12 protein-coding genes are annotated in these 14,445 nt (G+C 73.8%); 6 read left to right on the forward strand and 6 right to left on the reverse strand.

The window, feature by feature from the left end; genetic code table 11:
• Positions 1-55: 55 nt before the first annotated feature.
• Positions 56-1,315 carry an FUSC family protein gene (locus tag FHU28_RS32025; RefSeq protein ID WP_184688962.1) on the reverse strand — a complete coding sequence of 420 codons (1,260 nt, stop codon included), beginning with the start codon at positions 1,313-1,315 and terminating at the stop codon, positions 56-58.
• A 69-nt stretch (positions 1,316-1,384) separates the two neighbouring features.
• Here FHU28_RS32025 and FHU28_RS32030 point away from each other — a divergent pair, with 69 nt between their 5' ends.
• Entirely contained in the window at positions 1,385-2,020 is a 636-nt protein-coding gene (locus FHU28_RS32030) for an HD domain-containing protein (protein WP_184688964.1), read from the forward strand.
• On the opposite strand, the gene FHU28_RS32035 is transcribed toward FHU28_RS32030, so the two are convergent.
• On the reverse strand, positions 1,946-2,284 hold the full coding sequence (locus tag FHU28_RS32035; RefSeq protein WP_184688966.1) for a DUF4031 domain-containing protein: 339 nt from the start codon (positions 2,282-2,284) through the stop codon (positions 1,946-1,948). The genes FHU28_RS32030 and FHU28_RS32035 overlap by 75 nt on opposite strands.
• A 33-nt stretch (positions 2,285-2,317) precedes the next feature.
• Here FHU28_RS32035 and FHU28_RS32040 point away from each other — a divergent pair, with 33 nt between their 5' ends.
• Positions 2,318-3,718, forward strand: a complete 1,401-nt coding sequence (locus FHU28_RS32040) for an FAD-binding oxidoreductase (RefSeq protein WP_184688968.1) — start codon at positions 2,318-2,320, stop codon at positions 3,716-3,718.
• Between the two features lies 1 nt (position 3,719).
• Here FHU28_RS32040 and FHU28_RS32045 read toward each other — a convergent pair whose 3' ends face one another.
• Positions 3,720-4,229: a hypothetical protein gene (locus FHU28_RS32045; RefSeq protein ID WP_184688970.1), complete on the reverse strand. Its 510-nt coding sequence runs from the start codon at positions 4,227-4,229 to the stop codon at positions 3,720-3,722.
• 66 nt (positions 4,230-4,295) lie between these two features.
• Positions 4,296-6,113: a glycerol-3-phosphate dehydrogenase/oxidase gene (locus FHU28_RS32050; RefSeq protein WP_184690082.1), complete on the reverse strand. Its 1,818-nt coding sequence runs from the start codon at positions 6,111-6,113 to the stop codon at positions 4,296-4,298.
• Positions 6,114-6,181: 68 nt separating this feature from the next.
• Between FHU28_RS32050 and FHU28_RS32055 the strand changes: the two genes are divergently transcribed.
• Positions 6,182-8,587, forward strand: coding sequence for a S8 family serine peptidase (locus tag FHU28_RS32055; protein WP_184688974.1), 2,406 nt, complete (start codon positions 6,182-6,184; stop codon positions 8,585-8,587).
• A 585-nt stretch (positions 8,588-9,172) separates the two neighbouring features.
• Positions 9,173-10,630, forward strand: coding sequence for a hypothetical protein (locus tag FHU28_RS32060; protein ID WP_184688977.1), 1,458 nt, complete (start codon positions 9,173-9,175; stop codon positions 10,628-10,630).
• Between the two features lie 57 nt (positions 10,631-10,687).
• Here FHU28_RS32060 and FHU28_RS32065 read toward each other — a convergent pair whose 3' ends face one another.
• Positions 10,688-11,206 (reverse strand): DUF1877 family protein, encoded by a 519-nt coding sequence (locus FHU28_RS32065; RefSeq protein WP_184690084.1) that lies wholly within the window; start codon positions 11,204-11,206, stop codon positions 10,688-10,690.
• Positions 11,207-11,278: 72 nt separating this feature from the next.
• Between FHU28_RS32065 and FHU28_RS32070 the strand changes: the two genes are divergently transcribed.
• Complete coding sequence (locus FHU28_RS32070; RefSeq protein ID WP_184688979.1) at positions 11,279-12,205, forward strand: GNAT family N-acetyltransferase; 927 nt, start codon at positions 11,279-11,281, stop codon at positions 12,203-12,205.
• A 70-nt stretch (positions 12,206-12,275) separates the two neighbouring features.
• Complete coding sequence (locus FHU28_RS32075; protein WP_073829133.1) at positions 12,276-12,497, forward strand: hypothetical protein; 222 nt, start codon at positions 12,276-12,278, stop codon at positions 12,495-12,497.
• A gap of 69 nt (positions 12,498-12,566) precedes the next feature.
• Here FHU28_RS32075 and groL read toward each other — a convergent pair whose 3' ends face one another.
• Positions 12,567-14,189, reverse strand: a complete 1,623-nt coding sequence (gene groL / locus FHU28_RS32080) for a chaperonin GroEL (protein ID WP_184688981.1) — start codon at positions 14,187-14,189, stop codon at positions 12,567-12,569.
• Between the last annotated feature and the right edge of the window lie 256 nt (positions 14,190-14,445).

Here is a 14,445-nt window from a genome sequence, read left to right on the forward strand (position 1 = left end):
GATCAACGCAGCAGGCGGCGCCACGGCCCGGTGGGCGGTGGGGGGTGGGGTGGGGTCAGCCGATTGGAGGGGCTGTGGGTGGGTGGGCGGCGGGGTTGCGGTCGGTGGGTCCGCCGGTGCGGTGCTCCTTCTCGCCGAACGCCTGCCGGACCAGCCGGTTCGCCTCCTCCTGCTCGATCCCGGAGGCCACCAGCAGGTCACTCGCAGTAGTCCGCACCTGGGCGATCACCACGCTGCCGGAGAAGCCCACCCCCTCGGCGTACGCCCGGCCGGCCTCGCTCACCGCGCGCAGCGACCGTTCCCGGGCCTCCTCCGGCTCCTGTCCGGCGGCGAACTCCTGCCGGAGCATGCGTACCGACTCGGCCAGGTGTGCGACCGCGTCCGGCATCGGCTCGGGGATGGGCTCCTCGTCCTCGATCATGGTGACCGAGCGGCGGATCAGCGTGCCGCTGTTGCGCATGGCCCGGTCGATCGGGTCGGCCGCCTCGGCGTAGTGGGTCAGCTCGCCGCGCCGGTGCCAGCGGGCCGGGGAGAGCGTGCTCGTCTCCTTGGCGCCCTCGATCGCCTCGGAGAGCGCGGCCAGTTCCTCCTTGTTCTCGCGCAGCCGCAGCAACGCCCGCTGCGCCGCCTCCCGGTCCCGGCCGCGCAGCGCGTCGGCGGCGGCGTCGAGCTGGTCGGAGAGCAGGTCCAGCGCCGGCCGGGCGGCCCGGTTGATCACCCGCAGCGGGTTGAGCGGCAGCAGGATGGCGGTGACCAGCAGCGCGATGCCGCCGCCGAGGAGTGCGTCGATGAAACGGGGGAACTCCAGGTTCTCCGTGGACGGGCTGAGCGTCACGATCAGCACGGCGGTGGCCGCCGCCTGGATGACGATGGCGACGCTCGCCCCGGCGAAGATGCTCAGCAGGATCGCCGAGGTCACCACGAGCGCGAGCTGCCACGCGCCGGTGCCGACGAAGTAGATGAGCGCGTCGCCGACGAGCACGCCGACGGCCACGCCGGCGATCAGCTCGACGGTGCGGCGGAACCGTTGCCCGACCGAGGCGGCGAGCGTGCCCACCGCGGAGATCGGGGCGAAGACCGGCTGCGGGTTCTTCAGCAGCCGGTGCGAGATCAGGTACGCCAGGCCGGCGGCGAGCCCGGCCTGCACCGCCAGGCCGAACGCGGTACGGACCCGGTGCATCCGGTCGTGCAGGGTCGCCTTGCTCCGGTGCCGCAACTCCTCCATCGCGGAGGCGATCCGCTGCCCGTCGCGGTCGGCCCGCCCGTCACGCAGCTTTCCACGACGCAAGAACTGCAGACGTCCGTCCCGGCCCATGGCCGGTACTACCCGTACCGCCCCGGCTGAATCCCTCCGCCCGGGCCGGAGTGGGGCAGACTGCACCCGGTGGACGACCTGACGGCACGGTGGCGGGAGACGGCGCGGGCGGCGGGCGCGACCGATCCGGCGGCAGTCGACCGGGCCGGCGCCCGGCTGCTGGCGGGCTGGCGGGAGCCGCACCGGCGCTACCACGACGAGGCGCACCTGCGGGCGGTGCTCGACGTGGTCGACGCGTACGCCGCGCTGGCCCCCCACCCCGACCTGGTCCGGCTCGCGGCGTGGTGTCACGACGCGGTCTACGACCCGCGCGCGGCGGGCGACGCCAACGAGCGGGCCAGCGCCGACCTCGGCGGCGAACTGCTGGCCGCCGCCGGGCTCCCGGCCGCGACGGTGACCGGGGTACGCCGCCTGGTGCTGCTCACCGCCGGTCACGCGGTCGGGCCGGACGACCCGGACGGCGCGCTGCTCTGCGACGCCGACCTGGCGGTGCTGGCGGCCCCGCCGGAGCGCTACGACAGGTACGCCGCCGCGATCCGCGCCGAGTACGCGCACGTGCCCGACCCGGACTTCCGCGCCGGACGGGCCGCGGTGCTGCGGCGCCTGCTCGCCCTGCCGGCGCTGTACCGGCTACCCGAGCCGCACGCCCGCTGGGAATCCCGGGCCCGGGCCAACCTGTCCCGGGAGCTGAGCGGCCTCACCTGAGGCGCGGACGACGTGCTTCGGCCGGCGCAGACCCGTGTCACGCAGCAGCCGGACGATCTCCCGCGAGGGCACGACTGTGGCGCCGAGCCAGACCGCCGCCCGGAACCGCTCGGCGGGCAGGTCGTAGTGATCCCGGTCGAAGCCGCGCCGGGGCGCGCCGAGCATCTCGGCGAACGCGTGCAGCTCGGCGTACGAGACGTCGCTGATCAGGTGCGACCAGAGCCGGCCGCGCCAGGGCACGGCGGGCGGGTCCAGGTAGAGCACGGCCACAGACGGTACGCCGGTAGCCTTCCCGGCATGGCCGCCCATCCCCTCCTCGACGACCTGCGGGCCGCGCTCGGCGACGCCGCCGTGCTGACCGATCCCGACCTGCTGGCCGGGCACGCGCGCGACGAGGCCGACCTGTGCGACTCGGGCATCCCGCTGGTGGTGGTCCGGCCCCGCGACACCGAGGACGTGGTGGCGGTGGTCCGGGCGGCCGGGCGGCACGGCGTACCCGTGGTGCCGCAGGGGGCGCGGACCGGGCTGGCCGGCGCGGCGAACGCGGTGGACGGCGCGGTGGTGGTGAGCACCGTGGCGATGGACCGGGTCCGGGAGATCGACCCGGTCGGCCGGATCGCCGTGGTGCAGCCCGGCGTGGTCAACGCGGCGCTCGCCCGCGCGGTGCGGGAGCACGGCCTGTGGTACCCGCCGGACCCCGGCTCGTGGGAGTCGTCCACCGTCGGCGGCAACGTGGCCACGAACGCCGGTGGCATGTGCTGCGTGAAGTACGGCGTGACCGGCGAGTACGTGCTGGGCCTGGAGGTGGTGCTCGCCTCCGGCGAGGTGCTGCGCACCGGGCGGCGTACCGCGAAGGGGGTCGCCGGGTACGACCTGACCCGGCTCTTCGTCGGCTCGGAGGGCACGCTCGGCGTGATCACCGAGGTGACTGTGGCGTTGCGGCCGGCCCCGGAGGAGTCACTGACCCTGGTCGCGGTCTTCCCCACGGTGGCCACGGCCGGTGGCGCGGTCGCCGGGATCGCCGAGCGGGGTCTCACCCCGAGCCTGCTGGAACTGCTGGACCGGACCCATCTGCGCGCGATCGAGGCGTACCGGCCGATGGGTCTGCGCACTGATGCCGAGGCGCTGCTGCTGGCAGCGGTGGACACCGGCGCCCGGGCCCCCGACGACCTGGCCCGGCTCGCGGAGGTGTGCGCCGCGGCGGGCGCCGACGAGGTCTACGCGGCCAGTGACGCGACCGAGGCCGCGGCGCTGCTCCAGGCCCGGCGGCTGGCCCACCCGGCGATGGAGCGGTTCGCGGCGCAGACCTACCCCGGCGGCAACGGGGGCCTGGTCATCGACGACGTGGCGGTGCCGCGCGGCCGGCTGGCGGAACTCCTGGACGGGGTGGCCCGGATCGCCGAGGCGTGCCAGGTGCCGATCGGGGTGGTCGGTCACGCGGGCGACGGCAACATGCACCCGAACATCGTGGTCGACCGGGCCGACCCGGCCGCCCTGGCCCGGGGGCGGCGGGCCTTCGACGAGATCATGGCGCTCGGGCTGGAATTGGGCGGCACCTGCACCGGGGAACACGGCGTGGGGCTGCTCAAGCGGGACTGGCTGGCCCGCGAGATCGGCCCGGTGGGCGTACGGGTGCACCAGGCGATCAAGGCGGCGCTGGACCCGGCGGGGTTGCTCAACCCCGGCAAGGTGATCTGACTCAGCCCTTGTCCTCGGCGGGCGTGGCCTGGGTGACGAGCAGCAGCACCTCGTACGCCAGCTTCGGCTTCGGCTCGCCCGGGCAGTCCTGGATGGTGACGGTCAGGCCCGGCGGGACGAGCAGCGTCGAGGTCAGCACCCCGATGCAGCCCTGCTTGTAGCTGCGGGCCTGGTCGGTCTCCTTCGCCAGCGCCGGGTCCGCGAGCATCCGCTGGAGGCGGCGGGTCTGCTCGGGGCTCAGCGTGCCGGTGGCGTCCACGCCGTCACCGGCGCAGTCGCGGCACTGCCAGCGGCCGGACGGGTCCACCTCCAGGTTGCGGACCGGGCCCTCGTCGCCGAGCTTCTGCACCAGGGAGACGCGCTTGCCGACCGGGGTCGGGCTGACCGTTCCGGCCGCTCCGGGCGCGGTGGCGCCTTCGGCCCGGCCGAACGCGCAGCCGGTCAGAGCGGTCGCCAGCAGGACGGCAGCGGACAGAGCGGAGACGCGCGACGACCATGATGGGCGAACCACGCGGGGAAACCTACACTTCCGTAGGTAGCGCGCACTACCGGCCGAGTGGCCCGGGGTGGGGATCCCCTACCTGGGGGAGGCCGGAAGTTCAACGCCCGAGCCGTCGGTCCCTCGATCTGCTGCGAATCCACGCACATCGGGCGCCCCGAGGCGGGCCGCGTCGGCCGCGATGTCGTCCGTCATGAGCTGCGACTCCCGCTCGGCCAGCACCCGCGCCCGGTAATGGGCCACCTCCCGGTCCCGGGTCGCCTCGTCCCAGCCGAGCACCGCGCCCATCAGCTCCGCGGCGTGCTCCGCCGACTCCAGGCCGCGGTGGCTGGTCTCGATCGAGATCCGGGTACGCCGGGTCAGCACGTCCTCCAGGTGCAGCGCGCCCTCGGCGCGGGCGGCGTACGTCACCTCGGCGGCAAGGTATTCCGGCGCGCCGGCCAGCGGCGACCCGAGCAGCGGATCGGCGTCGACCAGGGCGAGCAGGTCCAGGGTGAGGTTGCCGTAGCGCTCCAGCAGGTGCTCGACCACACCGACCGCGACTCGGTGCCGGCGGGCCAGGTCGGCCCGGTCCCGCCACAGGGCCGCGTACCCGTCGGCGCCCAGCAGCGGCAGGTCGGCGGTGCGCGAGGGGCGGACCTGGCCGAGCCGGTGCATCGCACGGTCGACCACGTCCGAGGCCATCACCCGGTAGGTGGTGTACTTGCCGCCGGCCACCAGCAGCAGGCCGAGCATCGGCTCCACCACTGCGTGCTCGCGGGAGAGCTTGGAGGTGGAGTCCGCCTCGCCGGCCAGCAGCGGGCGCAGCCCGGCGTAGACGCCCTCGATGTCGGCGGTGGTCAGCGGCCGGTCCAGCACCTCGTTGACCTGCGACAGCAGGTATTCGATGTCGCTCGCGGTCGCGGCCGGGTGGGACCGGTCGAGCTGCCAGTCGGTGTCGGTGGTGCCGATGATCCAGTGCCCGCCCCAGGGGATCACGAAGAGCACGCTCGTGGCGGTACGCAGGATCAGGCCGGTCTCGCCGACGATCGCCGACCGGGGCACCACCAGGTGCACCCCCTTGGAGGCCCGGACCCGCAGCTTGGGACGGAGCCCGACGTCGTTGAGCATCCGCGACATGTCGTCGCTCCACACGCCGGTGGCGGCGATCACGGTGCGGGCGCGTACCTCGAACTCGGCGTCCGGCGAGCCGGCCGGCGCCTCCAGGTCGCGTACCCGCACGCCGGTGACCTCGCGGGCCTGGCGGGTCAGGCCGACCGCGCGGGCGCTGGTCACCACAGTCGCGCCGAGGCTCGCCGCGGTGCGGGCCAGCGTCACCACGAGACGGGCGTCGTCGACCTGACCGTCGTAGTAGCGGATCGCGCCGGCCAGCTTGTCCGGACGCAGGCTCGGGAAGATCCGGCGCGTGCCCTCGCGACTCAGGTGCCGGTGCAGCGGCATCCCCCGCCCGCCGCCGAACACCCCGGCGAACGCGTCGTACGCGGCCACCCCGAGGCCGTAGTAGGAGCGGCGGAAGAACCGCCGGGGCAGGTCCCGCGCGCCGCCCTCGGCCGGGAGCGGCACCAGGATGGGCACGGGGCGGACCAGGTGCGGGGCGAGCCGGGTGGCGAGCAGTCCGCGTTCGGTCAGCGCCTCGTGAACCAGGTGGAACTCCAGCTGCTCCAGGTAGCGCAGGCCGCCGTGGATCAGCTTGCTGGACCGGCTGGAGGTGCCGGCGGCGTAGTCGCGCGCCTCCACCAGAGCGACCTTCAGCCCGCGGGACGCGGCGTCGAGCGCGGCGCCCGCTCCGGTCACCCCGCCGCCGATGACCAGGACGTCGAACCGCTCGGCGCGGAGCCGGCGCAGGTCGTCGGCGCGGCGCTCGGCGGAGAGCTGACCGGCCACGGATCGGGACACATTGGGGTCGCGCACCCGTCCACGGTAACCGTCCCGGGCGCGCGATGACATGCGACGCCCGTACGGTGATGACCATGCTGACCGGCCCGCCGTTCGTGCCCGTACCCCCGCCGCCGCCGCGCGAGACCGGGCCGTGGCCGGTCGTCGCGGCGGTGCTCACCGGGTTCTGGGTCGTGCTGGTGACCGTTCCGGGTCAGGTCGGCGGCTGGCTCGTCGAGCAGGTCGTGCTGGTCATGGGCCTGGACCGGGCGGTCGCGGTCTGGCCGGTGGTGGCGGTGGCCACCGTGCTGCTGGCCGGCGCGCCGTCGCTGGCGCTGGCGCTGGCCCCCCGCTCCCCCGTGCTGCGGGTGACCGGCCGCGCCTGGACCGCCGCCGTGGTCGCGCTCGGCGCTACGACGCTGCTGCGGACGGTGCCGCCGGTGCACCACGAGGCGTACCTGGCCGCGCTGGCGGTGACCGCCGCGGTGCTCGCGTTCGTCGCCGCCCGGCTCGCCCGCGTGCGCCCGCCCGTCGCCGTGGACGCGGTCCCGGAGGGCCGGTTCGGGACGGTGTCGCTGCTGGCGATCGCGGCCGGGCTGGCGTCGCTGCTGCCCTGGGCGTGGGTGGGCGCGCTGGGCGGAGCGCTGGAGACGGTGCTCGCCGGGCTGGCCGCCGCCGCGCTCGGCGCGCTCGCCGGGGCGCTGCTCGGCGCCCGGTTCTGGGCCGCGTTCGGGCCCGGTCCGGCCCGGCTGGTGCTGGTCGGCGGTCTGGTCGCGGGCGTCGCGCTGACGCCGCTCGCCGCCGCCGCCGGGCAGTCCGGCGTACAGCTGCCGGCGCTGTTCCTGCTGCCGCCGCTCGGTTTCGTGCTGGCCGCGCTGGAGGCGGCGGCCCGGCACGCGGGCCGGCCGGCCGGGCCGGCGCCGGTGCGCCTGCTGGTCGGGCTGGCGCTGCTGGGGCCGCTGGCGTTCACCGACCCGGACGAGATCACTCTTCTGCTCGCCACCACCCGCGACACGCCGTTCTGGGTCGCCGTGGGCACCGGCGTCGCGTTCGCCGTCGCGGTCCTGCTCGCCCTCGGGTACGGCGTGCTGCTCGCCCGGTCCCGCGCCCGCGCGCCCCGGCGCGGCCCGGCCGCGCTCGCCGCCGCCGCGCTGCTCGTCGCCGTCGCCGTGGTGTACGTGGTCCCCGGCCAGCCGGGCCTGCACGGCGAGCGGCTGCTCGTGGTGCTGCGCGAGCAGGCCGACCTGACCGGGTTGCCGGCCGGGACGCCGGGGCGGGCGGGGCGGGACGCGCGGGCGACGGAGGTCTACCGGCGGCTGGTCGCCACCGCCGACCGCACCCAGGGCGACCTGCGCCGCACGCTGGCGGACATGCGACTGAACCCGACGCCGTACTACCTGGTCAACGCGATCGAGACGGACGGCGGGCCGGCGGTGCGCGCCTGGTTGTCCGGCCGGCCCGAGGTGGCCCGGGTGCTGGTCAGCCAGCGGCTGCGCCCGCTGCCCGCGCTCGCCCCGACGGCGCGCGGCGACGCCCCGGCGCCGACCGGACCGGCCTGGAACATCTCGCTGATCGGGGCGGACCGGGTCTGGTCGGAGCTGGGCGTCACCGGCTCCGGCGTGGTGGTGGGCAGCTCCGACTCCGGAGTGGACGGCCGGCACCCGGCGCTCGCCGGCGGCTTCCGGGGCGGCGACGACTCCTGGTACGACCCGTGGGAGGACCGCCGCGCCCCGGCCGACCGGGGTGGTCACGGCACCCACACGCTCGGCAGCGCGGTGGGCCGGGACGGCATCGGCGTGGCGCCGGGGGCGAGCTGGGTCGGCTGCGTCAATCTGGACCGCAACCTGGGCAGCCCGGCCCGCTACCTCGACTGTCTCCAGTTCATGCTGGCCCCGTTCCCGGCCGGCGGGAACCCGCTGACCGACGGCCGTCCCTCCCGCGCGCCGGACGTGCTCACCAACTCGTGGGGCTGCCCGCCGCTGGAGGGCTGCGACCCGGGGGCGCTGCGACCGGCGACCGCCGCGCTGACCGCGGCCGGGATCCTGGTGGTGGCCGCCGCCGGCAACACCGGCCCGTCCTGCGGGTCGATCGCGGACCCGCCCGCGCCGTACCCGGACGTGCTGACCGTCGGGGCGGTGGACCGGCAGCGCCGCGTCACCGACTTCTCCAGCCGTGGCCCGGCGCCGGACGGTGTGGCCAAGCCGGATCTGGTCGCCCCGGGCGCGGCTGTGCTCTCCGCGATGCCCGGCGGCGGGTACGCCACCCTGGACGGCACCTCGATGGCGACGCCGCAGGTGGCGGGCGTGGTGGCGCTGATGTGGTCGGCGAATCCGGCGCTGGTCGGGGACCTGGAACGGACCCGGGCCATCCTGCGCGAGACCGCCGGCCCGGTCACGCAGCCCGCCAGGGCGGACGCCTGCGGCGGGCCGCAGGACGTCTCCGGCGCCGGGCTGGTCGACGCGTACGCGGCGGTGCGGGCGGCCCGGGCCGGGTAGCTCCTGGCGGCTTTCCGCACCACCCTTGACAGTGGACGGACCCGCACTGATCATGTGGGCACTCCAGCCCCGGCCGTTTCCATGATCAGGCCGGCGACTGGCACCTACGAAAACGGGGGAAACAGTGCGGCGGTCTCAGCGACGACAACGGACATCAGGCGCCCCGAGCGGGAGCCGCCCAGCCGGCTCGTCGCCGGCCTGACGGTGAGCGCCGCCGGGAGGCGGTGACCATCAGCCGGAGTCCGGCCGCGCCAGGGCTCAGGCGTCTTCCACCTGTACGCGTCGGCACACCGGCCGGGCGCGACGGCCGGCCGATGTCCGTGGAAGCCGCAGCACCTGACGTCGCCGCCCGGGCGCGGCACGTGACACCACGGCACCTGCGGGTGCGATCTGAAGCAACCGATCGGGGGACGGTTGTGCGTGCTCGCGCGTCCCCCTCGGTACCGGATACGAGCGAGGACTCAGCGAATGCCCGAGACACCCAACCCGATCCCGCCCCACCCGACCGGCCCGTATCCGGGAGGTCATCCGGCACCCGGACCCCACGGCCCTCCGGGACAGCGCCCCGGGCCTTACGGGCCGCCCGTGCACTACGCGCCGCCCGGCCAGTACGGACCACCCGGCCAGTACGCGCCGCCCGGCCCGTTCGGACCGCCGCCCACGCCCCGCAAGACGTCGAAGCGCTGGATCTGGATCACCCTGAGTTCGGTCCTGGCGCTGGTACTCGTCTGCGTGGGCGGCGCCTTCGCGCTACGCAACCACAACCTGCAACGGTCCGCCGAGCGCGCCGCCGCCTACGACGAGAAACGCAACCCGGTCAAGCGCGAGTCGGTCGATCGCCTGCTGGCCGAGCACACCCGGGCGCTGAAGGACCGGGATCTCAAGGCGTTCCTGGCGCCCTTCGACCCGGCCGACAAGAAATTGATCGCGGACCAGACCCGGGTGTTCCACAACCTCACCAGGATCCCCTTCAGCGAGGCGACGTTCGCCAACAGGACCATGCGTGACGTCACGCCGCTCGGCGCGGGGTTCACCTTCGACCTGATGGTGGGGTTCCTGCACCGGATCGGTGAGTACGACCGCGCGCCGGTCGAGCGGAGGTACTTCTGGAAGGTCGTCCAGGACGAGAGGAACGGCCCGCTCAAGGTCACCGCGATCGACCGGATCCCGGCCGGGTTCAAGGCGTCGGATGACGACTTCTACCCCACGCCCTGGGACAAGTGGGCCACCGTCCACGTCGAGAAGACCGAACACACGGTGCTGATCGTTGACGGATCACTGCGCGCCGAGGCCCGGCGTCACGCACCGGCGGTCGAAGCGGCAGCGGTCAGGAACATCACCACGTGGAAGGCCTCGGGCGTGGAGGGTGAGATCCCGTCGGGCTTCGTCGTCTCACTCGTGAAGGGCAGGAAGGATCTGGGGTCACTGTGGCGCGTCGCCGATGAGCCGCCCACGGAGGCCGGCGTCTCCATCAGCATGCCCACCGCCGAGTACGACGCGAACATGGAACAGCTCGACGGCCCGCTCATCGGCGGCAGCCGGGTGGTGATCGACCTGAAGACCTCGTTCTTCACCGCCGCTGCTCCCGACGGCCCGCCGCTCATCTTCCGGCACGAACTCGCCCACTCGATGGTGGCGGCCCTCACCGCCGTCGACAAGGACAGCCCGGAACGGTCCGAGCGGTCCCTGTGGACGGTCGAAGGGTTCGCCGAGTACATGGCCTATTCGCCCAAGCCGTGGACGGCCAGCTACAACATCCCGGAAGGCAGGCGACAGTTGCGCGCGGACCGCGGCGAGGTGTCGTTGCCCGGCAACGGGGTCTGGAACTCGTCGTCCGCGGGCCGGTTGAACTACCACTACCTGCTGGGTCACACGGCCATGGACTACATCGCCGGGAAATACGGTGCGCAGAAGCTCTTCCAGTTCGTCGCCGGGAACTACCGGGGCAAGTCGGTCGAGAATCTCACCCAGGAACTGTTCGGCGTCTCGTACCAGGAGTTCGAGCGGCAGTGGGCCGCGCACGTCACCGGCAAACTGCGCTGATCCGCGCGAGCCGTGGTGGCCGGTCGTTCCGCCGGTCACCACGGCTCGGAAGCGGCGTCAGTCGAGCCAGCAGATGACCGCGTCACCGGCGCCGGCCGCGGCGGCGAAGAACTCCCGCGCGTACGGCAGGTGGTGGGTGACCCAACTCAGCTCACCGTCCCGGTCCCAGATCAGCGGGTAGATGCCGGCCGCGGTCAGCTCGGCCGGGTCGACACCGCGCACCAGGTCCTCCTCGGTGATCCCGGCCAGCGCGGTCGCCGCCTGGGCCACCTGCTCCGGCGTCAGGTGGCACGGCGGTCCGTAGCCCCAGTCGTAGGCGTCGAGGAACTCCGCCCAGTCCCCGCCCTCCGGCGGCGCGTCGGGCAACGGCACGAGCAGGTCGCCCCCGGTGACCACCGGCACCGTCACGCCGTGCCGTTCCAGCAGGAACTCCAACGCCTGCCACGCCTTCCCGGTGCCGCCGTACCGTACGTCCTCGGCGTCGGCCGCCGCCCGCGCCGACTCGTACGCCCAGTCGTGGTCTGCTCTGGCCCGGGCCAGTTCGTCCGGCGTGACCCGCAGCCAGTTCCCGTTCATGCTCACGAGGGCGCAGCCTAGGAGCCGGGTCCGACACCCGCTACCCCGTTGCGGGCGCTACCGTCGGCAGCCATGAACGTGGAGATCACCGATCTGCCGCCCGAGCCGTCGCCGGCCGTCGTCGAGCTTTGCCGGCGAGCGCTCGACCTGCCCGAGGACGCGGCCGAGGCACCGCACATCCTGGAGACGCTCACCCGGCGCGCGGCGGCCCACCGGCCGGTCGTGGTGCTCGGCGCGGTCCGCGACGGCTCGCTGATCGGGGTGCTCGTCGGGTCGCTGTCGGCAGCCGATCCGCGGCTCGGCCACGTCGACCTGGTCGCGGTGACGCACGAGGAACGCTGCCAGGGCGTGGGTGGGGCGCTGCTGGCCGAGGCGGAGAGCCGGCTGGGCGCGCTGGGCGCGGTTGAGGTGCTGCTCGCCGGCAACCCGCCGTACTACGCCTGGCCCGGAATCGACGTGCGCTACACCCCGGCGGTCTGCGCCGCGCAGCGGCTCGGTTACCGGCAGGACCGTACCGCCTGGAACATGACCGCCGAGCTGTCCGAGGGGTCGGCGGCGCTGCGTCCCACCGAGGCCGCCGAGCAGCGGCTGGCCGGGCGGGGCGTGACGGTACGCCGGGCCACCGCGGACGACCTGCCGGCGCTCACCGCGTTCGCCCGGTCCACGTTCGGCGGCACCTGGGACGGCGAGCTGGCGGGTTCGGTCGGGCGGCCGGACGCGGGCGCGCACCTCGCCGAACGGGACGGTGAGATCCTCGGTTTCGCCGCGTACGGGTCGGCCCGGCCGAGCTGGTTCGGTCCGATGGGCACCGCGCCGGCGGCGGAGGGCTCCGGGATCGGCGGCGTGCTGTTGCGCCGCTGCCTGCGTGACCAGGCGGCGGCCGGGATCACCGCGGCGCAGATCGGCTGGGTGGGGCCGGTGCCGTTCTACTCGAACGCGGCCGGGGCGCGGATCGAGCGGGTGTTCTTCCTCTATCGGAAAGCCGCCAAAGGGGCATAGACGCCAATAGCGCCATTCGGCCTCCTTCGTCATCGACCGGGTTCTACGGTCGGGGCAGAGGAGGCGGTGCATGACCACCAATGACGAACGGGCCGAGGAACCGGCGGACGAGCTTCCCGGGCAGCTCCCGTTCGACCGGCTCGACATCGGCGACGCCGAGCAGCTCGCCGAGCTGACCGGCGCGGACCGGCCACCGGTGGAGGAGCCACGGCAGCCGGTGGACGAGCCGCGGCGGCTGCCGCCGTACGACCGGACGCACAAGCGGCGCAACCAGCGCCCGCTGCCCACCTGACACGCACGCGGAAAGGGGGCGGACCGCTGACGCGGCCCGCCCCCTTCGGCGTACTGGGTGGAGCTGGACTCAGAAGTCCATCTCCCCGCCACCCGGACCGGCCGGGGCGGCCGGGTTCTTCTCCGGCTTGTCCGCCACGACGGCCTCGGTGGTGAGGAACAGCGCGGCGATCGAGGCGGCGTTCTGCAGCGCGGAACGCGTCACCTTGGCCGGGTCGATGATGCCCGCGGCCAGCAGGTCGACGTACTCGCCGGTCGCGGCGTTGAGGCCGTGACCCGGGTCGAGGTTGCGGACCCGCTCGACGACGACGCCACCCTCCATGCCGGCGTTGACGGCGATCTGCCGCAGCGGGGCGTCCAGCGCGATCTTGACGATCTGCGCGCCGGTCGCCTCGTCACCGGCGAGGTCCAGCTTGTCGAAGGCGGTCTTGCCGGCCTGCACCAGCGCGACGCCACCACCCGGGACGATGCCCTCCTCGACGGCGGCCTTCGCGTTGCGGACGGCGTCCTCGATGCGGTGCTTGCGCTCCTTCAGCTCGACCTCGGTGGCCGCGCCGACCTTGATCACCGCAACACCGCCGGCCAGCTTGGCCAGACGCTCCTGCAGCTTCTCCCGGTCGTAGTCGGAGTCGCTCTTGTCGATCTCGGCCCGGATCTGGTTCACCCGGCCCTGGATCTGCTCGGCGTCGCCGGCGCCGTCGACGATGGTGGTCTCGTCCTTGGTCACCACGACCTTGCGGGCGCGGCCCAGCATCTCGAGGCCGGTGGCGTCCAGCTTCAGGCCGACCTCCTCGCTGATGACCTGGCCACCGGTGAGGATGGCGATGTCGGTCAGCATGGCCTTGCGGCGGTCACCGAAGCCCGGCGCCTTGACGGCGACCGACTTGAAGGTGCCACGGACCTTGTTGACCACCAGGGTGGCCAGGGCCTCGCCCTCCAGGTCCTCGGCGATGATCAGCAGCGGCTTGCCCGACTGCATGACCTTCTCCAGGATCGGGAGCAGGTCCTTCACCGACGAGATCTTGCTGTTGACGATCAGGATGTACGGGTCGTCGAAGACGGCCTCCATACGCTCCGGGTCGGTCATGAAGTAGGCGGAGATGTAGCCCTTGTCGAAGCGCATGCCCTCGGTGAGCTCAAGCTCCAGGCCGAAGGTGTTGCTCTCCTCGACGGTGATGACACCTTCCTTGCCCACCTTGTCCATCGCCTCGGCGATGATCTCACCGACGCTGGGGTCGGCGGCGGAGATGGAGGCGGTGGAGGCGATCTGCTCCTTGGTCTCCACGTCCTTGGCGAGCTTGAGCAGCTCCTCCGAGACGCTGGCCACGGCCGCCTCGATGCCCCGCTTCAGGGCCATCGGGTTGGCGCCGGCGGCCACGTTGCGCAGACCCTCACGGACCAGGGCCTGGGCCAGGACGGTCGCCGTCGTCGTGCCGTCACCGGCGACGTCGTCGGTCTTCTTCGCGACCTCCTTGACCAGCTCGGCGCCGATCTTCTCGTACGGGTCCTCGAGCTCGATCTCCTTGGCGATGCTCACACCATCGTTGGTGATGGTGGGGGCACCCCACTTCTTCTCGAGCACGACGTTGCGGCCCTTGGGGCCGAGCGTCACCTTCACGGCGTCGGCGAGCTGGTTCATGCCCCGCTCGAGGCCGCGGCGCGCCTCTTCGTCGAACGCGATCATCTTGGCCATACGGCGTTGTCCTCCTGGACACTCACGGGCCACCCGGGATCCCCGGATGGGCCGTCTGGTGTACGCACCTTGGGGACGTCGCCACCTGGCGACGACGACGTCTCCTCGGTCGGGCCGGACAGCCCGCGACGACCGGCCCCGTACCGCTCCGGCGCCACCTGGGACACCGATGCGGCCGTGGCCCTACCGCCCCGACCTTCTGGCACTCACCGTATGCGAGTGCCAATGACTTGTTTAGCACTCTCCCTAGCCGAGT

The sequence above is a fragment of the Micromonospora echinospora genome, assembly GCF_014203425.1.
In the GTDB taxonomy this organism is placed as follows: domain Bacteria; phylum Actinomycetota; class Actinomycetes; order Mycobacteriales; family Micromonosporaceae; genus Micromonospora; species Micromonospora echinospora_A.